We start from the raw sequence: 18911 nt of genomic DNA, 5'->3' as shown, positions 1-18911 counted from the left end.
CCTGAACGTATGAATTTATGCTGTCTTTTTGAGTTCTGAATTAACCTCCTTTTGATCGGTTTTTTTGGGAACGCGTTGATCCGGGTTTAAATGAACGACACGAACTGGCTGCCAGTTCCGAGTAACGCCGCTCCAGCGTTCCGGATGCCTCTTCTTCGCTTCTTCATACACATTGGCACGCTTCTGCAGCAACTCGGTATCCAGGTTGGCATGGCGTTCTGCCGGGGTTACAAAGCGGATGGCACTGTGACGATGTTCATGGTTGTACCATTGGATAAACATGCCTACCCACCGCCTGGCGGCAAGGAGGCTTTCAAACGCTTGGCTAGGATAAGCTGGCCGGTATTTCATCGTCTTGAATAGCGACTCTAAATATGGATTATCGTTACTGACCGCCGGGCGGCTGAATGATGGTGTCACACCCAATGCTTGCAGGGTAGCCAACAACGTTGCGCCTTTCATCGGGCTGCCGTTGTCCGAATGCAGTACCACCTGGTCCGGCGCGATTTTTTCTCGCATGCAAATATCGCGCATGACGTCGCTGGCCAGTTCACTGCTTTCTGTATCATAAACTTGCCAGCCAATGATTTTGCGGCTAAAAATATCGATGAACAAATACAGGTAAAATAGACTCCCAATACCAGTGTGGGCAGGTAAGTAATATCCCAACTGACCAACTGATTGGGTGCCGTTGCCGATAGCGCACGCGGCTTGTGACGCTGTTTTACTGGTCGTTCCGCTCTGCGCTGCTTGAGCTGATTTTCCGCTCTCAGTACGCGATAGAAAGTTGATTCGGAAGCAATGTATTGTCCGCAGTCGGCTAGCCTGGGAACAATCTGACTGGGCGGAAGCTGACCAAATTCGTCTGAATGAAGGATGATAAAATGCGCACAGTACAAGCCATGCTCAAAGATACTGAAAATTACCCTTTTATCTCCGACATCATTAAAACCCTTGGTATCGGCAGAACAACCTTCTATTGTCACTTCCCGCCAAAATGGTTCTGGACAGTTTAGAACATGACATTATGTGCTTGGCGCATAACGAGGAAATCTTAACATCATGTTGCCTTACCGATATGTAAGGAATATAATGAAAGCTATCTCTTAGTGAAAGAAAAAATTAATTATGTCGACAGCGAAAATTACCAGCAAAGGCCAGATTACTATTCCAATTGAGATCCGCACTTTATTAGATCTCCAGAATGGAGACAAAGTTAATTTTATTGTAGGTGATTGTGGACAAGTCAATTTTATTCCTGTGACCAAAAATGTTACCACTTTAAAAGGTATTATCCCAAAACCAGAAAAAGCAGTAAGTATCGAGGATATGAAGAACACGATTAGAGCCAAAGGCAGCCAGTCTTGAAAGGTTTAGATACAAATGTGTTGGTACGCTATTTGGCGCAGGATGATCCCATACAATCGGCTCAAGCCACTCGATATATTGAAACACATTGTACGAATGACAACCCATGCTTTATAAGCCAGATAGTTTTATGTGAATTGGCGTGGGTATTGGAAAGTAATTATAATCAGAGCCGTGATGACATTGCATCGATGGTCGAAAACATATTACAAGTCAGCCAATTGGAAGTAATGGAGTCAGAAGTAGTTTGGCGAGCACTCAATGATTATCAAAACTCGAATGTGGACTTTCCCGATCATCTATTGGCAAGGATCAATGAAGCGAGGGGTTGCACAGAAACAATGACGTTTGATAAAAAAGCGTCCAAACAACCTGGCTTTCAACTGTTAAGGTGAATCCACCTAGTAGCTTTGTAATAAATACCTGCACTAACGTTCTATAACTCATATGATCCGGTGAGACACCCTGCTCTATGAGTGCATTGATTGAGGATCAAGAACTTGAGAACCATCCGATTTTTAGACCCTTGCATAACCAATTAATATAGTTTTACTTGTTTCATAAACGACCGTTTCTGTAACACTTATTTTTAACAGTTTAAAGTAGATTAAACAGTAACATACTAAGTTAATCATACAAAGTATCCTATACGTGATTAATTTCATATGAAACTTTATATCATTGTGTTATTCAGCACCTCACTAGGCACTATTGTTAGAAATTACCCAGGCTGACTTATTCAAAGTACTAAGCTTCTAAATTTAACTGACTCTTCTTAGCAGAAGATACCATTTTACACATCGCGACGCGGAGTATGATAAGTAGAGTTTCTCAGGTGAATGGGTGATACATAATCATGATCATGAAATTCAAACAAGAGCATAAATAGTTTGACTCGCTTCAATAAAGCACCCCACCGCAAGTAGCGAGGAATTAAACCCGAAAGAGAAATTAAACAGATAGACAACGATCCTGCACACGGTAATTCTAATGTTAATGAACTGGAGGTATCGTCACTACTGATAGAAAGTTATAAGTAAGAACACCTTTCTATAGGATCATTAATGCAACTTGTGTTCAAGTGTTCATTATATATAGTGTGCACACATTTTATATATATAAAATTTTTTTATGATTAGAGGATAACAAATTTGCTCTACGCGCGCTGCACCTATCCCCGCGGCAAGACCTCTGGGAATTGCAAGTTAAACGAAAGGAAATTTTTTATGTTTGTCTGCTAATAAACCCGTTGATTCAGCTTGACTCAAAATCAAAAAAATTAATAAATCAGAAACGACTCATCCATTAAGGCACAGTAACCATAGCAATGATGCTTCCGTAATCGAACTAGTCGTCTCAGCCATACGCTAATTATCGAAAAATTTAATACTATTAATTGAATGTGTTCATATGTTCGTTCGTTCATGTGATAATTCGTGCAATAGTTCATGTGTGCACACTATATATTATGAACATATGAACACACCAACTGTTTATATTAAGGAAAAATAGGAAGTTTTTATAATAAAAATATTTAAATGCTATAGGGTCTAAACAGCGCTTAAATTCGTAAAGTGCGGTACTAAATAAATAAAAATGTATATCGTGTTCATATTATAACGTGTGCACACTTCAACACATGAATACATGAATACATGAATACATGAATACATGCACATTATGTCTAGCTTACAGTTTTTTGTGTAATTGTCGGTTTTTGACGGCTATGAAAGAGCATATCAATTGCTTCGGCTAGTAAAACTTGAACAGATGAATTTTCATCTAAAGCAATTTGACGTAATTGCTTTGATACTTCTGGAGAAAAATAACCTCCCACGTGTTTAGTATTTTTACGTGAAGGTCGATCGTGTAGGGAAGGTGCATTACTAGTAGCTCTTGTGCCTGATATTGGTTCGACACGTTCATTAGCAGAACGCCCTTTTAAAGCTGTTGCAAATTTATTGGTCATGTTCTTATGGTCCTTCCATTTAATTTCTCTTCGGGTTTAATTCCTCGCTGCTTGCAGTGGGGTGCTTTATTGATTCATCTTGTTCAATTGTGCACACATGAATGTGTGCAAATTTGCCGTTTCTTTTGCGGCTTTACCATAACACTCAAACTCCTGTGCAGTTAATCCAGTAATCAATGATCGGGCAAAGGCAATACGATTAACAAGCTGAATAGGGCATACTTCCACATTTAACTCTCCGATTGCTTCCATTGCTTCCTCTGCTTCTTGTCCCTGTGGCGCAACGGCATTCATCACAACGAAAATTGGCGTGCCTGTGGTTTGAACAAGCGCAAGAGTATTTGAAATCGCCTCCATATCGAAAATAGCAGGGCGACAAGGAATAAGTACAAGATCAGCCACCTTGGCAGCCTCTAAAGCTGCGCTATCAGAGTGAGGTGCAGTATCAAGAAAAAGTCTTTGTCCTCCGGTTTCTTTCACACGCCGTATTTCATTATGTAAACGGCTAGCATGAGCTGATAGCACTACAGGCAATTCTTTTTCACGGCGATCCGCCCATTTTGTTGCAGAAGCTTGTGGATCGAGATCGATTAGGGCAGTATTTAATCCTGAATTTGAAGATGCAACTGCTAAATGTAAGGCAATGGTTGTTTTCCCTGAGCCTCCTTTTTGACTAATGATAGCAATAGTTTCCATGGTAATCTCACACGTTAGATTGATCACACTGAAATGTGTGCACACATGATATTATGCATGTGTTCTTATATTTTGTAATATATAAATAATATTGATTAGAAATTAATAAATTTGCCCCGCGGTGAATTGCGAGTTAAATAATTTTATTTAAGGGTGAGGAAGGAAGAATAGAATTCACTAAATGGTTATTTAATTTTTTGGCTAAGTGTTTTTGAAACTTCACTTGTACTTGTTTTGTTGTTTTCATATTTGATATTTATCATTAAGCCTGTTTCTGGGATTTGGTCAAAAAAGCTTAGATCATGTTTTATATATTGCAATCCATTTTTTTGATAAAGCACATTCTCTTTTTTATCGATATGAATGACTTCGCCAATGTTATCTTTTGATGGGTCTGCATCAACAGCGTTATATAAATTATATATACCGGGCTTGATGCCTATAGCTTTGCTTACATTGACAGTTTTCCACTCGCCTGTGGAATCATTTTGAGTTAATTTTTGTCCGTTCATAACAAGTAATCTTTTTTTCATAGTGTCAAATGACCTTCACTTTCATGAATAGTTAATCCAGACAACGAAAGTTGTATTTTTCTTTTATTTCTTGGCGTTAATTTTTTTAGATTTAAAATCATTTTGTATTTTAGGTGGGGGACTAAATGCAACTAGAATTGATTTCTAGCAGATTATTAAGCTGTAAAGAATATCGGTTGATGGTATCCCATTCACTGTGCGCTTAAATCGTCTTAAATGTGCCTTAAATTGTTTGAGCAAGGATTATTTTATATAACGAAGCTGTGATTTGTAATATTGTTTTTGATATAAACAGGCTAATGGTATTTTAATTAATTAAGCGGGGTGGATGGTTAGCTTCACCGGGCTTAATTAATATGTTTGTCGACAGTTACGATTAATATATTAATATGAATAAAAGAAGAAAAGAATAAGAAGTTATCCACAGGTTAAATACTATCTAATATCAATTAGTTATAAGGATAATAATGGTTTATCTGTGGGTTAAAACTATAACCTAGTGTTTAAAAGATTGGGAGAAGTTAAATTTTTAAACTTATGTGTGAGTTGGAACTATAACTTTTTAGCTGATGTGTGAGCTGTAACTATATCTTTTTAGTTTAGGTGTGGGTTAGAACTATAACTTTTTAACTTATGTGTGAGCTGAAACTATATCTTTTAGTATCTATGTGAGTTAAAACTATAACTAAGTGTGAGTCAAAACTATATGATATGTGGGTTAAAGCTATAACATATGTGAGTCAAAACTATATCATATGTGGGTTAAAGCTATAACATGTATGAGTCAAAATAAGAGTTATGTATAGATTAATTATTCCTATGCTTTTTTGATAATGCGAATGTTTGATTTTTGTGCTATTGTTTTTGTATCGGTGGCACGCTTATTAGAAGCTATTTGTTCGCTAATGAATTGTGGAGCTGCTTTAATTGTGTATTTTACGTCTGAAATAGTACGGCCTGTTTTACGCTCATCTATTTGAAGGCACTGAATAATTCCTTTTTGTTGTAATTCATTAAAAGCAGATAGTATTTTTCTTCTGTTATCAATTTCTCGTGTTTGTTGCAACAAGCCACTTGTTTGTTTTATATCTGAATACATACATGAATATTCAGTTATGGGACTGGCTTGGGTAAAACGGTTTATGAGCCGCTTGTAAATCCATCTAGTTAATTGTTCATTACAACTCATTAAGCGGTCATAGTTAAATTGACGATAGTCAAGATTGTTTATACTGTGGCTAATGAAGAGTGGAAGTCTTGCGATGTGATGTGTATCAGTAGATGCCAAGTATTCATTACGACCCACTGTAACAAGGTCTTGAAGGATGTTTCCATTCCAAATTTCTTTATTGTTTTTTGAAAGAGTGATGTTGCATTTACTCATTACTTCTATAGCATGTTTTATTTGATCAAGATCACGTGTTCGGCCCCTTATTTTAAGTTCTTTTTGTAGCATTCCCAAAGTAAACTTAACCCAGCTTTCTATTTTTTCAGGGTCATGAATCGCATATTGTTGATCACTAAATATCTTCTTTAGAGCCTCTTCTATGAGTTCTTCTGTAACGCCAGGGAAATAAGCTTTATAGCCTCGGTTCTTTTGCTCGATTAATGCGGGCTGAATAGAAACAGAGTATTCGTTGCCGTTTTCCTTATATGTCCATTTATAAGGTTTTGCTAATCCATCAATAGTACGCAGTTTTTCTGCTTGTTTAGTTGTAAAGAAATACTTCGGTATACGTTCCCATAATTCAACAGTATTTGAGACTTGACTTAAATCATTGGTTACAAAATGAGAAAATAAATCAAGCTGCAAACTTTTTATTGGATCTTTTGGTGGTTTCTTCATTGGGGGTCTGTGGGTATTTGATGTATTAGATTGGCTATAAATTATCGGCGAGTTAAGCATGTCTTACTACCTCTTTGACCTAGAAAATAAGTTAAAACTTTAATTCAGAGCTCTATAACAAATAAATATTTATATATCGGTTATTTATTAGTTTTAAATATCTTATATATCTTTTTATTATTTTGCAAAGTTAACTAATTTATCTAGTAAAGTTGATAGATGTGTTCGTTCCTGTATTGTCAGACTATCAAGAGCTTTAGCTGATATATCATTTTGTGTTTCAATTTTTTCATGAAACTGGCCTAAAAGAGTTAGTAATTTATCGTTGGAGTAATGGGGTGGTGGGTTTGTTTTCTTTTTGCTATTTAGAATTTTAGTATCTGGATTGCTTGTAGTCTGAGTAATTTGTTTCTCTTCTGTTTTAATGAATTGGCGTAAAAGTTTGACGGAGCCGCGTGTTATTTCTTGTTCTGAATTATTTAACCATTCAATTACAATTTCAGGAGCTTCTTTAAACGCATTAACAAGGCTATTTATTACTATTACATCTTGCGTTCTCCCGGCATTAAATATAGTTGCAATTGTTTTTGGTAAATTTAGGAGTGTGTAGTGTTGTGATACAAATCCGGGAGATTTACCAATCATCTTCGAAATTTCTACATTTTTAAATCCTTTGGAATATTGATAACCAATAAAATCAGCAATTTCTCTTGGTGTTAAAGCATCTCGTTGTAGGTTTTCAATCATTTGATCAACTTTAGAGTAATCGGTGTCTATAAAAGCCGGGATTGTTTTTTTCTTGGCGAGTATAGATGCTCGAAAGCGTCTGGCGCCGTGATTTATAATAAAGCGGCCTTCTATTTGGGGGTGAGGATGTACTGAAATTGGGGTTTTCACACCACGAAGACGGATAGTGTCTGAAAGTTCTTGTAAGGTCACGGGATCAAATTCAGTACGTGGCTGGTTAGGATCTTCATCAATCAAGCTTAAATCAAGCTCTAATGAACTTACCTTAATAAGGCTATTTTTAGTGCTGTAATTCATTATCTTTTGGTATTTTTTCTAGAATTTATAAGGATAAAATTATCAATACAGATTTATTACTTTATAAACCGGAAGCACCTAAATTAATTCTTTGCTATATCAGTTATTCTCTCCTAGAAAACATAAAGATATCATTGTATCTTTATGGATATATAAGTTAAAGTTAAATGTAATACAAAAAATTATTGAATCAATATTCAAAAGCTGATTCTTTAACAGGATAAACATTAACCCATATGGCGAGTACTAACCGAATCAAGTCAAACGCAGGGAGAAAGTAAGCTTGTACAACCAGATATTTTTAACAAATGTAATACGAGTACTGGATGAGTTAAACATGACAAAAATAGAGTTGGCTGAAAAAGCTAATATCTCACTATCTTTTTTGTCTGACCTGACAAAAGATAGGGCCAACCCGTCATTAAGAATTATGGAGGCTATTGCAAATGCTCTGGAAACACCACTTCCTATCCTTTTAGAGCAAACAAATCTTTCTGAAGCAGAAATGAAAGAACTTATGAGCGTGACACCAAAATCAAACTTACCAGAAGGGCTATTACACGTGTGTGGGACACTCACGAAGTTTCAAGCTTATCAGGTTCGAATTTGGGACACGGAAAATAAGAAGCAGGTATTAACCCGTAAAAAAAGAAAAGTAAAATAGTAGTTGCATTAAATAGTATCTCGTTATATTGTTAATTAAGCTTAACAAATAAACGGGATATATCCATGTCAGATTCTGAAGATAGTTGCGCGACGCTGAAAGACAGAGCCAAGCGGAAGCTGGATCGAGACATGGGTCCATTACTAATCAATGCGCTGAATGATCCCCAAACGGTTGAGTTAATGGTCAACGCGGATGGTCGCGTCTGGCTTGAAAAACTGGGTGAGACAATGGCGTGTATCGGTGATCTGCGGCCAGCCCAGGCCGAAGCCATTATCAAAACAGTCGCCGGATACCACAGCAAAGAAGTCACCAAGCTAAAACCCATTATTGAAGGCGAGTTTCCACTTGATGGTTCTCGTTTCGCCGGACAACTTCCCCCCATTGTGTCATCCCCAACATTCGCTATCCGCAAAAAAGCAGTTGTGATATTCACGCTAGAACAATACGTTGAGCAAAGAATGATGACGGTTAAGCAATGCCAGAAAATCAAATCTGCCGTTGCAGAACATCGCAACATCCTTATTGTGGGTGGCACCGGCTCCGGTAAAACCACACTGGTTAATGCAATCATCAATGAAATGGTCAACCATGATCCGTCCGAGCGGATTTTCATCATTGAAGATACCGGGGAGATTCAATGTGCTGCAGAGAATTTTGTTCAATACCACACGTCATTAGATGTTTCGATGACCCAACTACTCAAAACAACGCTGCGCATGCGTCCAGATCGAATACTGGTAGGGGAGGTGAGGGGTGAGGAAGCACTGGATTTACTCGATGCCTGGAATACAGGCCATGAAGGTGGAGCGGCCACACTACACGCCAATGATGCACTTTCAGGACTAACCAGATTAAATTCATTAATTACACGTAACAAATCAGCACCGGCGGATATTGATGCACTAATCGGAGAAGTTGTGCATTTGGTCGTGCATATACTTCGCACACCAACGGGACGTCGTATTCAGGAAATCATAGAAGTTGATGGCCACAGGCGGGGTAGTTTCCGCATCAAAAAATTCTAAATCAAAAAAGAGGTATTCAATGAAATATGCAATGGCACTGGAAGACTCGAAAGCTTCTGTTCTCAAAAACTCATTAATCGTATTAATTCCTTTTCTGCTGTTTGTTCCTGAGCTAGCGCTTGCATCAGTGGGTGGCGGCGGTGCATTACCGTATGAAACTTGGCTTGTGAGTTTGAGAAACTCAGTCACTGGCCCCGTTGCTTTTACGCTCTCTATTGTCGGCATTGTTGTTGCCGGTGGTATTTTGATCTTTGGTGGCGAACTAAACGCATTTTTCAGAACATTGATTTTTATTGTTCTGGTCATGGCGCTATTGATTGGCGCACAAAACATCATGACCAATCTGTTTGGTGGTGCTGTCATTTCATCAAACGGTGAGGTATTACAACTCACGCCAGAATCGACTGACGAATTGATTACGCCAGAAAGTAACACAAGTGAGGGCAGGGGATAGCTATGTCCTTGCGCTTAACGCAGATCAGGCAATCCGCGAATCGCCCCAATCTTTTTATGGGTGGTGATAGGGAACTTGTCATGTTTTCGGGATTGTTGGCTTTTGCGTTGATATTCAGTGCATTTGAATTCAAGGCATTTGTATTTGGAACTACCTTATGGGTTTTTGCCTTATTTGCATTGCGCCTGATGGCAAAGAATGACCCGCTGTTACGCAAGGTGTATTTGCGGCACCGTAAATACAGAACCTATTATCCGGCACGTAGTACGCCTTTCTACGAAAACACAAAGTCACAAGGGAAACAATACCGATGATAGAGAGCGTAATTTTCTTTTTCTCCGGCAGCGGGATGGTGATGCTATTCATTTTGTTTATGCGTATTAACGTAGTCGGGAGCAAATCAAAATTAGTTAAGCACCGCTCTAAAGAACCCGGTTTTGTTGACCTGCTTATTTATGCGTCTGTAGTTGATGATGGTGTGATTGTCGGCAAAGATGGGTCGCTCATGGCGGCGTGGGCCTATCAGGGCGTAGACTCGAATAGCAGCACGGAAGCTGAACGCGACCAAGTATCCTTACAAATTAACCATGCTTTATCACGTATGGGTTCCGGTTGGATGATCCATATTGATGCTGTTCGTAAACCCGCCCCCGGTTATTCCACCAAAGATGATTCGCATTTCCCGGATCCTGTCTCAGCAGCCATTGATGAAGAGCGGCGTGAATTTTTTGAGCGTGTTGGCACGTTATATGAAAGTAATTATGTGATAACAGCCACCTATTTACCGCCGCTACTGGCACAACAGAAGTTTGTTGAACTGATGTTTGATGACGAGGGTGTGCCGGTTGATTCCAAAACCAGAACAATAGCTTTGCTTAACCATTTTAAGCGCGAATGCGCGAATATTGAATCCCACTTATCCAGTGTTTTCAGAATGAAGCGGTTGAAAGGTAAAATAATAACCAAAGAAGATAATTCGTCTGTTAACTATGATGCTTTTCTACGCTGGATACAATTTTGCATCAGTGGCCTTGATCATCCAGTGATTCTACCCAAAAATCCAATTTATCTGGATGCGCTATTAAGTGGTCAGGAGTTTTGGGGTGGGGTAGTACCTAAAATCGGACAGAATTTCATACAAGTCGTATCCATTGAGGGTTTTCCGCTTGCATCTTCGCCAGGGCTCATTAACTCGCTAGCTGATTTGCCTTGTTTATACCGTTGGTCAACGCGCTTCATTTTCATGGATACACATGAGGCGGTCGGCCACCTGGAGAAGTTCAGTAAAAAATGGAAACAAAAGATTCGCAGCTTCTTTGATCAAGTATTTAATTCGCATAGCAGTAATGTCGATCAAAACGCCATAAATATGGTGAGTGACGCACAAGCTGCAATTGCTGAGACAAATAGCGGTGAAGTGGCACAAGGTTACTATACCAGTGTGGTTGTGTTGATGAGTGAGAGCCGAGGGGATTTAGAGGCGTCCGCACGACAAGTGGCCAAAGCAATTAATCATTTGGGATTTACTGCTCGAATTGAAACAATCAACACGATAGATGCGTACTTGGGCAGTTTGCCTGGACATGGTGTTGAGAATGTACGCCGCCCGCTATTAAACACAATGAATCTGGCTGATTTGATGCCGAGCAATACAGTATGGCCGGGAAAGAATGAAGCGCCTTGTCCGATGTATCCGCCCATGGCTCCGCCACTCATGCATTGTACTACCCAAGGGGCTACGCCGTTTCGGTTAAACCTGCATGTACGGGATTTGGGTCATACCTTCATGTTTGGCCCAACCGGCGCGGGTAAATCAACGCATTTGGCCCTCATAGCTGCGCAACTGCGGCGCTACGAGGGCATGTCCATCTATTGTTTTGATAAGGGCATGTCAATGTATCCGCTGACCAAGGCAGTTGGCGGAAAGCATTTTTCCGTTGCCGCAGATGATGATTCTCTGGCGTTTTGCCCCCTTCAATTTCTGGAAACAAAAGGTGATCGTGCTTGGGCGCTGGAATGGATTAGCACCATCATCGAACTGAACAACAGTACGATTACACCAGCGCAACGTAATGAAATCAGTAACGCCATCACCAGCATGCACAGAAGTAATGCTAAAACCTTATCTGAGTTTGTGGTAACGATACAGGATGACTCCATCCGCGATGTACTGGCGCAGTACACGATTGATGGCATGATGGGTCATTTGCTGGATGCAGAAAATGATGGTTTGACCCTGTCGTCATTCACAACGTTCGAGATCGAGGAACTAATGAACCTGGGTCAGAAATATGCATTGCCAACCCTTTTGTATCTGTTTAGACGCATTGAACGTGACTTACACGGCCAACCGGCGGCAATCATACTGGATGAAGCTTGGCTTATGTTGGGTCATGCTGCGTTTCGTGAAAAAATCCGTGAATGGCTAAAAGTCATGCGTAAAGCGAATTGTTTCGTGCTGATGGCAACGCAAAGCTTATCCGATGCAGCCAACAGCGGCATTCTAGATGTGATTGTCGAATCCACCGCAACGAAGATATTCCTACCGAACGTACACGCGCGTGATCAGGATACTGCGGCGTTATATCGACGCATGGGACTGAATTCCCGCCAGATTGGAATCATTGCATCGGCGGTTGCTAAGCGCCAATATTATTATGTATCAGAAGATGGCAGAAGGCTCTACGACTTGGCATTAGGCAAACTAGCTTTAGCCTTTGTCGGCTCATCAGATAAAGAATCAATTGCCACAATCAAGCAGTTGGTCGCAAAACATGGCGACAAATGGGTCAAGGAATGGCTGGATATTAAAGGACTGAAATTAAATAATGAGGCCATGTCATGAAGTCAATACAAGCACTACTTAATCTTAATCCTAAAAATGCACGATTAGCTGATGAATTCATAGAGGGTGGCCGCCGCGAAGGGGAAAATGAGAATCCTTATTTATCGGGGCGGCGCTCGTGGAATGATCACATGGAATCTGTGGCTGCATCGCGCAATATGTGGCAGATACTGGCAATACTTTCACTGATGATCACACTAGCAGCCGTTGGGGGGATTATCCATATCGGCAGCCAGTCGAAGTTCATTCCCTACGTGGTACGAATTGATAACCTGGGGGAGGCGATAGCCGTGTCACGGGCAGACATGGCGGCACCGGCTGATCCTCGGGTTATTCACGCATCGGTCGCTTCGTTTATTAATGATTTGCGGATGGTAACACCTGACATTGCCCTACAGCGCCGCGCAATTTTTCGGGCATACGCCATGCTCTCATCGGATGATCCGGCAACCGCCAAAACCAACGTTTGGCTAAACGGTACGGATACGAGCAGCCCATTCAAACGCGCCGCGAATGAGACAGTGAATATTGAGATTGTCTCGGTTATTCCGCAAAGCCCTGAAACCTGGCAGGTGATCTGGAAAGAATTAGTTTATGACCGTCAAGGGCATCCCAAAGAACCCCCCTTCATAATGCGCGCGCTTTTGACTATCTATAGCATTGATTCAACTGCAAATACAACTGAGGAACAAATTCGTAATAACCCGCTCGGCATTTATGTGCGGGATTATTCTTGGGCAAAGCAAATATAAAAAGGAATGATAATGAAATACGCTCGATATGCACTTATTACTCTCTATATTAGTTTGCTTCCTTCCGTTGTTTTAGCGGTAGGCAGTAATTTTCCTGATTCCTATTTTGCAAAAGACAATCCTCAACTAACACCACAGGAAAGGGCTTCAATTGAAATAGCTAAGAAATGGCAACAATCCAGCGCCACGGGAATCAAGCCGGTCGCTGGACCCGATGGCACCATCCGGTTTTTGTTTGGTGCGCAACAACCCAGCATTGTCTGCGCGGTGTTGCAGGTTTGCGATATTCAATTACAACCCGGCGAACAAGTGAATTCTATTCACTTGGGCGATCAAGTGCGTTGGCAAGTCGAACCGGCAATAACAGGCCGTGCCGCGCTCGAAGTACAACATTTGATTGTGAAACCCCTTGATGTCGGGCTGGAAACCTCACTGGTTGTGACTACCGACCGGCGTACTTATCATATGCGGCTCAGATCCCATCGGCAGGAATTTATGCCGCGCGTTGCCTTTATTTATCCCGAAGATGCACAGGCAAAATGGGATGCCGTCAAAATGAGAGAGAACCACGCAATGGAGATTAAATCATCTCGAACAATACCCTCGACGGGAGAGTATTTAGGCGATCTGGATTTTTTGTATAGCGTGTCTGGATCCGCAGCCTGGAAGCCACTGCGCGTCTATAACGATGGCAAGAAAACAATTATTCAGATGCCGACAACCTTTTCGCAAAAAGAAGCGCCGGTTTTGATGGTGGTGCGTAAAGAAGGTGGCTTGTTCTCACAAGACACAGAGGTAATGGTTAATTACCGCTTGCAGCATGACCGCTACATCGTTGATGCGGTTTTTGATAAAGCGTATCTGATTGCGGGTGTAGGCAGCGATCAAAGCCGCGTGACGATTACCAAAACACAAGGAAATTAATATGTTCCGGTTATCAATGCTTGTTTTGATATTCATTCTGACTGGTTGTGCAACAACACAATTTGGCAATTTTGTGGCGCATAACGATGAGGCTCACAACAAAAGTATAGCCAGTGATGTGACAGGGCAACTAATACAGCTTTATCCACCGGCCAGCACTCAATTTAATATGCAACATCCAACGGTAGATTCATTGGGTGATGCTTTAGTAGATAATTTGCGAGCTGGCGGCTATGCCATCCATGAACATAAAAAATCAAACCTTAACAAGTCAGCGGATACACCTACATCGGATGGTATGACGCTTGGATATGTTTTTGACCAAATGGACGGCTTATACCGTCTCACAGTCTTTGTTGATCAGCATGTTCTAACTCGCGCGTATATTTTCAATGAGAGCACAATAAACCCGGCAGGTTACTGGGTTCGTAAGGAGTAAGTTATGAGTATGTCTGCTGACGCATCTCCTGAAACCATATCGTCATCTGGCGTGCGCCGGGTCAACAACCTTCCGATTTATATTGTTGTCGGTATCATGCTGGCTTTTTTATTAATCATGATGGTTGTGGCAATAAATCGCTCAGAACCACAAGACTCAAACAATGCCGAAGAAAGCAAAAAAGCTGGATCAAGCAATATGCTGGCCGCGTTTATTACGGGCGAATACAAGGATGGCTTCATTGAACCTGAAAGACCGGAACCCACAGAACCTGCGCTGGACTTGCCGCCAGAAATCATGATTGCACGCCCCAGTAATCTTGATTTACCCCCATTACCACCAGTTAACAGCCTCGAAAGAGATCCCGCTTCAGAGCATATTCGTATGATGAAGTTGCAACTATTTGAGCAAGCGGTAAAAGCAAAAACCAATGTGGCTATGGAAGCACCGAGAAGTGCTGGTGCTGGTTCATCTTCACCTCCATCCGCCAACTATGCTCCTTCTGGCGTAACACCCAGCAGGAAAGAAGCATTGGCACGAATAGCAGCAGTCAGACAACAAGTCGATGCACAAGCAAAAGATGATCCTGCTGCTGCCTATCTTGCGCGATTACAACAAATCAAGGACAGTGGGCTTATCGGTGGCCGCGATGGTTTGGATGATTCAGCACCAGAATTAATTGATGCAGATTCAAAAAGACCTGATAACAATTATGCAAACTTTGATTCAACAGGGCAGGGGAGTCGTTGGAAACTGGACAGCAAGCCAGCAGCACCCGAAACACCGTATAGCCTACTGAACGGATTTGTAATACCGGCTGTGCTTATCTCCGGTATTAATTCAGAACTGCCCGGCCAAATCATGGCGCAAGTCAGTCAGGACATTTATGACACACCCGTAGGCCGTTGGCGCTTGATACCTCAAGGCGCTCGTCTGGTCGGGAGTTATTCCAGTGATGTTGCCTATGGTCAATCGCGTGTATTGGTTGCATGGCAACGGATTATTTTTCCTGACGGCAAGACAATGGATATTGGTGCGATGCCGGGAGCTGATGGTATCGGTCAAGCGGGATTCAAAGATCAAGTCAATAATCATTATTTGCGAATATTCGGATCGGCATTATTGATGTCAGCCGTGATAGCAGGAGCCACGTACAGTCAGCGTGATGCTGGGGGAGGGGGCGTATTCGGGCGGCAAAATGCCGGTAGCATATTGAGTCAGTCGCTAGGCCAGCAACTGGGGCAAGCGACCACGCGACTAATGATGAAAAATCTGAATATTGCGCCAACACTAGAGATACGCCCAGGTTTTAGATTCAATGTCATTGTTACCAAAGACATGGTCTTTTCTAAACCGTATCAATCATTTGATTATTAACGAAAGGAGTGATCTAACATGATAAACAGTAAAAATCTAACCGCCCTGTGGATAGCAATCCTGCTCGTAATCTGGAGTGCCGGTCATTCATCAAACATTAGAGCAGGGGGTATGGCTGTTATTGATATGGCGAATATTAAACAGACTTCGATTACCGCTTATGAGAATGTAGAGATGCGACTCAAACAGATTGATCAGTATCGGACGCAATTGCAGCAATATGAAAACATGCTCCGCAACACGGTAGCACCAGCAGCTTATGTCTGGGCAAAAGCGGAATATACGATGAATCGATTAGTTCAAGCGTCCAATACACTTAAATATTATCAAGACCAGGGCGGCGTAGAGAACTATTTAAACAGGTACAGGAACGCCAGTTATTACAGTGGTTCTCCCTGTTTTAATTTGGGCGGTAACTGCACAGATACAGCCTGGGATTTGATAAAACAAGGGCAGAACACCAGCACAAACGCGCAAAAAAGCGCCAATGATGCGTCATTACGGGGCTTGGAAATACATCAAGATGGGGCGCCCCTCGATGCCGCGCATTTGCAATTGCTGCAATCACGGGCAGAAACAGCAGGAGGGCAGCTGGAGGCGATTCAGTACGCCAATCAACTGGCTGCTTACCAGTCAAACCAACTTTTACAATTGCGAACCATGATGATTGCACAATTTAACGCAGAGAATGCCAAAAATCAGGCGCTTGTAGACAAAGAAGCGATAAATCAAGCTGCACATCAGGCCGCAACCAAACGGCTTAGTCCGGTTAACTTTCCAGCAGCAAAAATCTGGAATGTCAGAGACGCATTTTAATTTAACTTAAAACCAAAGGACACAATTATGAAAACCAATCAAACAATCATTATTGCGATGACTGCGGCATTATTTTTAACCTTGGCTGGATGTCAGGAACCCAAGGGATATTTGGAGCTTAAAGAACCTAAACCGGAACTTAGAGGAGACGCAATACGCTGGACTGTCAAAGGGCCAGTTGATGCATCAGGCAATCCTATCGTACTTGAAGAAGTAAAGTAGCAATTTAAGAATCCAATTAATTAGAGGACCAAGCCTGTGAATAAATCAACTCTATGTCTTTTGTTTAGTGCCTTGGGTCTGATGATGCTCTCATCTGGCGCATTTGCTGAGTTGGCCTATATTGATCCAGTAACCAATCAAAGTGTACTTGATCAGGTTGCGCAAAAGTTTTTAATTAAAGCCAAAGGCTGGCACGTCATTTTAGAGGGCGCAGCTATACGTTTGTTTTGGACACTGGTGTTAATTTCCATGGTGTGGACGTTTGGCATGATGGCATTACGCAAAGCGGACATTGGTGATTTTTTTGCTGAATTCACCCGCTTCATCATATTCACAGGTTTTTTCTTCTGGTTATTAACCAACGCTGTATCAGGACAAAACATTGCCGGATCAATTATCGAATCCATGCAGATGTTGGGTAATAAGGCATCCGGGCTAACCGGATCAGGACACGGCAATATTATTGAGGTAGCTATCAAAATTTGGTATCTATTCCTCCAGAGTGCATCTGTCTGGAACCCCATTGACAGCCTTATTGGTTTCGTTCTTTCACTCATTATTGTAATCATTCTGACGGTCGTCGCAGTCAACATGTTATTGCTGCTGATTTCGTCATGGGTGCTTCTATATGCGGGTATTTTCTTTTTGGGTTTCGGCGGGGCGCGTTGGACAACTGATTTCGCGATCAATTATTACAAGACAGTATTAGGCATTGGTATCCAGCTGCTGGCCATGACGTTGATTGTTGGGATTGGTGGCGATTTTCTGACCAATTATTATGGAAAAATGAGTAAAACCATCATGAACTTTGAAGAATTGGGAGTCATGTTAATTTTTGCTGTTGCCTTTTATTTCCTGGTTTCAAAGCTACCGCCCATGCTGGCCGGAATTATTACGGGTAGCAGTATTAATGCAGGAGGGGTCGGAAACTATAGCGGTGGTCAGGTAGTGGGTGCAGCAGCAGCCACGATGGCTGTTGCCAGTATGGGCGCGACTTATTTAGCGGAAGGCGCGCGTCAAATGGCTGCTGCTTCATCAACTGCTGCCGATGCGGCAAAGTCTATCAATACATCCGGCGGAACACCATTTGCTACACCGAATCCGGATGGAAGCGCACAAACTGTATCCCATGATCCGTGGGAGGTGCCTGATGATCATCTTACAAGGAAACCAAAGTGATGAATAAACTTAATGAGGAGGCTGTTATGGTTAACAAATCAATTCTTTCTGCCATCGTGCTGGTATTTATACTTGGTGGCTGTGCCAGTATGAGCGAATCACAGCAAAGCACAGCAAAAGGCACGGCAATGGGTACTGGCGCGGGTGCTGCGGTTGGTGCCATTATCGGTGCCATAGCAGGAGACCCGGCTCTTGGTGCAGGAATTGGTGCGGGTGTCGGCGCAGTGGGTGGCTATATCTGGTCTAATCGGATGGAAGAACAAAAAAAAAAAATGGAAGCGGCTACTGAAGGCACAAAAGTTTCTGTTACTCAAACAGCCGACAACCAATTAAAACTCAATGTTCCCAGCGATATTTCTTTTGATACCGGGCAATCCACCATAAAACCTGAAATGCTTCCGGTACTCAATAGCCTGGCCGCAGGACTTAAGAGTAATTCAAACTCCCAGGCGACTATTATTGGTTATACCGATGATACCGGCAATGATTCCATTAATAACCCCTTATCGGTAAACCGTGCTGCCAGCACACGTGCGTATCTGGTTAGTCAGGGTATTGCATTCAATCGTATCAGTATTGATGGCCGGGGTGCATCAGAACCGGTGGCAGCCAACACTTCTCCTGAAAATAGAGCAAAAAATCGTCGTGTAGAGATTTTCGTGAAAGAGCCGCAACCACAACAACAGCGACAACAAGAACTGCCGCAGCACCAAGATCAGCAACAATATATTCAACAACCGGCCTATTAATCCATA

The 18911-nt window shown here is 41.8% G+C and carries 21 protein-coding genes and 1 pseudogene; 16 read left to right on the top strand and 6 right to left on the bottom strand.

Features of this window, described 5'->3' with window-relative positions:
* Window positions 1-15 precede the first annotated feature (15 nt).
* A pseudogene (locus C8R34_RS12505) lies at window positions 16-860 on the bottom strand (IS3 family transposase); the annotation flags it as partial.
* A gap of 24 nt (window positions 861-884) precedes the next feature.
* Here C8R34_RS12505 and C8R34_RS17135 point away from each other — a divergent pair.
* From C8R34_RS17135 to C8R34_RS12495, 3 genes are all read left to right on the top strand, one after another.
* A complete protein-coding gene (locus C8R34_RS17135; RefSeq protein ID WP_258193062.1) occupies window positions 885-1016 on the top strand; it encodes a hypothetical protein in 132 nt (43 codons plus the stop codon).
* Window positions 1017-1128: 112 nt separating this feature from the next.
* Window positions 1129-1368: an AbrB/MazE/SpoVT family DNA-binding domain-containing protein gene (locus tag C8R34_RS12500; RefSeq protein WP_107803758.1), complete on the top strand. Its 240-nt coding sequence runs from the start codon at window positions 1129-1131 to the stop codon at window positions 1366-1368.
* Window positions 1365-1763 carry a PIN domain-containing protein gene (locus C8R34_RS12495; RefSeq protein WP_107803759.1) on the top strand — a complete coding sequence of 133 codons (399 nt, stop codon included), beginning with the start codon at window positions 1365-1367 and terminating at the stop codon, window positions 1761-1763. Before C8R34_RS12500 ends, C8R34_RS12495 begins: the two co-directional genes overlap by 4 nt.
* 1289 nt (window positions 1764-3052) lie before the next feature.
* Here C8R34_RS12495 and C8R34_RS12490 read toward each other — a convergent pair.
* The 5 genes from C8R34_RS12490 to C8R34_RS12470 all read right to left on the bottom strand — a co-directional run bounded on the left by C8R34_RS12490 (window position 3053) and on the right by C8R34_RS12470 (window position 7456).
* A complete protein-coding gene (locus tag C8R34_RS12490) occupies window positions 3053-3337 on the bottom strand; it encodes a ribbon-helix-helix domain-containing protein (RefSeq protein ID WP_110341141.1) in 285 nt (94 codons plus the stop codon).
* A 66-nt stretch (window positions 3338-3403) separates the two neighbouring features.
* Complete coding sequence (locus tag C8R34_RS12485) at window positions 3404-4033, bottom strand: ParA family protein (RefSeq protein ID WP_107803760.1); 630 nt, start codon at window positions 4031-4033, stop codon at window positions 3404-3406.
* A 185-nt stretch (window positions 4034-4218) separates the two neighbouring features.
* Window positions 4219-4566, bottom strand: a complete 348-nt coding sequence (locus C8R34_RS12480; RefSeq protein ID WP_107803761.1) for a KfrB domain-containing protein — start codon at window positions 4564-4566, stop codon at window positions 4219-4221.
* A gap of 817 nt (window positions 4567-5383) precedes the next feature.
* The gene (locus C8R34_RS12475) at window positions 5384-6412 is read right to left on the bottom strand and encodes a hypothetical protein (RefSeq protein WP_107803762.1); all 1029 of its coding nucleotides are present in this window, start codon (window positions 6410-6412) and stop codon (window positions 5384-5386) included.
* A gap of 177 nt (window positions 6413-6589) precedes the next feature.
* A complete protein-coding gene (locus C8R34_RS12470; protein ID WP_107803763.1) occupies window positions 6590-7456 on the bottom strand; it encodes a ParB/RepB/Spo0J family partition protein in 867 nt (288 codons plus the stop codon).
* A gap of 337 nt (window positions 7457-7793) precedes the next feature.
* Here C8R34_RS12470 and C8R34_RS12465 point away from each other — a divergent pair, with 337 nt between their 5' ends.
* From C8R34_RS12465 to C8R34_RS12405, 13 genes are all read left to right on the top strand, one after another.
* A complete protein-coding gene (locus tag C8R34_RS12465) occupies window positions 7794-8120 on the top strand; it encodes a helix-turn-helix domain-containing protein (protein ID WP_244073769.1) in 327 nt (108 codons plus the stop codon).
* Window positions 8121-8185: 65 nt separating this feature from the next.
* Window positions 8186-9148 (top strand): P-type conjugative transfer ATPase TrbB, encoded by a 963-nt coding sequence (gene trbB, locus C8R34_RS12460; protein ID WP_110341138.1) that lies wholly within the window; start codon window positions 8186-8188, stop codon window positions 9146-9148.
* 31 nt (window positions 9149-9179) lie between these two features.
* Entirely contained in the window at window positions 9180-9602 is a 423-nt protein-coding gene (locus C8R34_RS12455; RefSeq protein ID WP_308811236.1) for a TrbC/VirB2 family protein, read from the top strand.
* Between the two features lie 2 nt (window positions 9603-9604).
* Window positions 9605-9916 carry a conjugal transfer protein TrbD gene (locus C8R34_RS12450; RefSeq protein WP_107803766.1) on the top strand — a complete coding sequence of 104 codons (312 nt, stop codon included), beginning with the start codon at window positions 9605-9607 and terminating at the stop codon, window positions 9914-9916.
* Window positions 9913-12447 (top strand): VirB4 family type IV secretion/conjugal transfer ATPase, encoded by a 2535-nt coding sequence (locus C8R34_RS12445; RefSeq protein ID WP_110341136.1) that lies wholly within the window; start codon window positions 9913-9915, stop codon window positions 12445-12447. The genes C8R34_RS12450 and C8R34_RS12445 overlap by 4 nt, the downstream gene beginning before the upstream one ends.
* Entirely contained in the window at window positions 12444-13199 is a 756-nt protein-coding gene (locus C8R34_RS12440) for a VirB8/TrbF family protein (RefSeq protein WP_110341134.1), read from the top strand. The genes C8R34_RS12445 and C8R34_RS12440 overlap by 4 nt, the downstream gene beginning before the upstream one ends.
* Before the next feature lie 12 nt (window positions 13200-13211).
* Window positions 13212-14123 carry a P-type conjugative transfer protein TrbG gene (gene trbG, locus C8R34_RS12435; protein ID WP_107803769.1) on the top strand — a complete coding sequence of 304 codons (912 nt, stop codon included), beginning with the start codon at window positions 13212-13214 and terminating at the stop codon, window positions 14121-14123.
* A gap of 1 nt (window position 14124) precedes the next feature.
* The gene (locus C8R34_RS12430; protein ID WP_110341132.1) at window positions 14125-14562 is read left to right on the top strand and encodes a conjugal transfer protein TrbH; all 438 of its coding nucleotides are present in this window, start codon (window positions 14125-14127) and stop codon (window positions 14560-14562) included.
* Between the two features lie 3 nt (window positions 14563-14565).
* Entirely contained in the window at window positions 14566-15939 is a 1374-nt protein-coding gene (locus C8R34_RS12425) for a TrbI/VirB10 family protein (protein WP_110341130.1), read from the top strand.
* 18 nt (window positions 15940-15957) lie between these two features.
* A complete protein-coding gene (trbJ, locus tag C8R34_RS12420) occupies window positions 15958-16755 on the top strand; it encodes a P-type conjugative transfer protein TrbJ (protein ID WP_110341128.1) in 798 nt (265 codons plus the stop codon).
* A gap of 27 nt (window positions 16756-16782) precedes the next feature.
* Entirely contained in the window at window positions 16783-16977 is a 195-nt protein-coding gene (locus C8R34_RS12415) for a hypothetical protein (RefSeq protein WP_110341126.1), read from the top strand.
* A 36-nt stretch (window positions 16978-17013) separates the two neighbouring features.
* On the top strand, window positions 17014-18156 hold the full coding sequence (gene trbL / locus C8R34_RS12410) for a P-type conjugative transfer protein TrbL (RefSeq protein ID WP_258364494.1): 1143 nt from the start codon (window positions 17014-17016) through the stop codon (window positions 18154-18156).
* A 26-nt stretch (window positions 18157-18182) separates the two neighbouring features.
* Window positions 18183-18905 (top strand): OmpA family protein, encoded by a 723-nt coding sequence (locus C8R34_RS12405; protein ID WP_110341145.1) that lies wholly within the window; start codon window positions 18183-18185, stop codon window positions 18903-18905.
* Window positions 18906-18911: the final 6 nt, after the last annotated feature.

This window comes from Nitrosomonas sp. Nm84 (assembly GCF_003201565.1).
Lineage (GTDB): Bacteria > Pseudomonadota > Gammaproteobacteria > Burkholderiales > Nitrosomonadaceae > Nitrosomonas.
This window is presented reverse-complemented; position numbering and strand designations above follow the sequence as displayed.

Excerpts from the sequence above, each read along its gene's own strand:
- C8R34_RS17135 (WP_258193062.1), top strand. The coding sequence starts at position 885 with ATGCGCACAGTACAAGCCATGCTCAAAGATACTGAAAATTACCCTTTT.
- C8R34_RS12500 (WP_107803758.1), top strand. The coding sequence starts at position 1,129 with ATGTCGACAGCGAAAATTACCAGCAAAGGCCAGATTACTATTCCAATT.
- C8R34_RS12490 (WP_110341141.1), bottom strand. The coding sequence starts at position 3,337 with ATGACCAATAAATTTGCAACAGCTTTAAAAGGGCGTTCTGCTAATGAA.
- C8R34_RS12485 (WP_107803760.1), bottom strand. The coding sequence starts at position 4,033 with ATGGAAACTATTGCTATCATTAGTCAAAAAGGAGGCTCAGGGAAAACA.
- C8R34_RS12480 (WP_107803761.1), bottom strand. The coding sequence starts at position 4,566 with ATGAAAAAAAGATTACTTGTTATGAACGGACAAAAATTAACTCAAAAT.
- C8R34_RS12475 (WP_107803762.1), bottom strand. The coding sequence starts at position 6,412 with ATGAAGAAACCACCAAAAGATCCAATAAAAAGTTTGCAGCTTGATTTA.
- C8R34_RS12470 (WP_107803763.1), bottom strand. The coding sequence starts at position 7,456 with ATGAATTACAGCACTAAAAATAGCCTTATTAAGGTAAGTTCATTAGAG.
- C8R34_RS12465 (WP_244073769.1), top strand. The coding sequence starts at position 7,794 with ATGACAAAAATAGAGTTGGCTGAAAAAGCTAATATCTCACTATCTTTT.
- trbB (WP_110341138.1), top strand. The coding sequence starts at position 8,186 with ATGTCAGATTCTGAAGATAGTTGCGCGACGCTGAAAGACAGAGCCAAG.
- C8R34_RS12455 (WP_308811236.1), top strand. The coding sequence starts at position 9,180 with ATGGCACTGGAAGACTCGAAAGCTTCTGTTCTCAAAAACTCATTAATC.
- C8R34_RS12450 (WP_107803766.1), top strand. The coding sequence starts at position 9,605 with ATGTCCTTGCGCTTAACGCAGATCAGGCAATCCGCGAATCGCCCCAAT.
- C8R34_RS12445 (WP_110341136.1), top strand. The coding sequence starts at position 9,913 with ATGATAGAGAGCGTAATTTTCTTTTTCTCCGGCAGCGGGATGGTGATG.
- C8R34_RS12440 (WP_110341134.1), top strand. The coding sequence starts at position 12,444 with ATGAAGTCAATACAAGCACTACTTAATCTTAATCCTAAAAATGCACGA.
- trbG (WP_107803769.1), top strand. The coding sequence starts at position 13,212 with ATGAAATACGCTCGATATGCACTTATTACTCTCTATATTAGTTTGCTT.
- C8R34_RS12430 (WP_110341132.1), top strand. The coding sequence starts at position 14,125 with ATGTTCCGGTTATCAATGCTTGTTTTGATATTCATTCTGACTGGTTGT.
- C8R34_RS12425 (WP_110341130.1), top strand. The coding sequence starts at position 14,566 with ATGAGTATGTCTGCTGACGCATCTCCTGAAACCATATCGTCATCTGGC.
- trbJ (WP_110341128.1), top strand. The coding sequence starts at position 15,958 with ATGATAAACAGTAAAAATCTAACCGCCCTGTGGATAGCAATCCTGCTC.
- C8R34_RS12415 (WP_110341126.1), top strand. The coding sequence starts at position 16,783 with ATGAAAACCAATCAAACAATCATTATTGCGATGACTGCGGCATTATTT.
- C8R34_RS12405 (WP_110341145.1), top strand. The coding sequence starts at position 18,183 with ATGGTTAACAAATCAATTCTTTCTGCCATCGTGCTGGTATTTATACTT.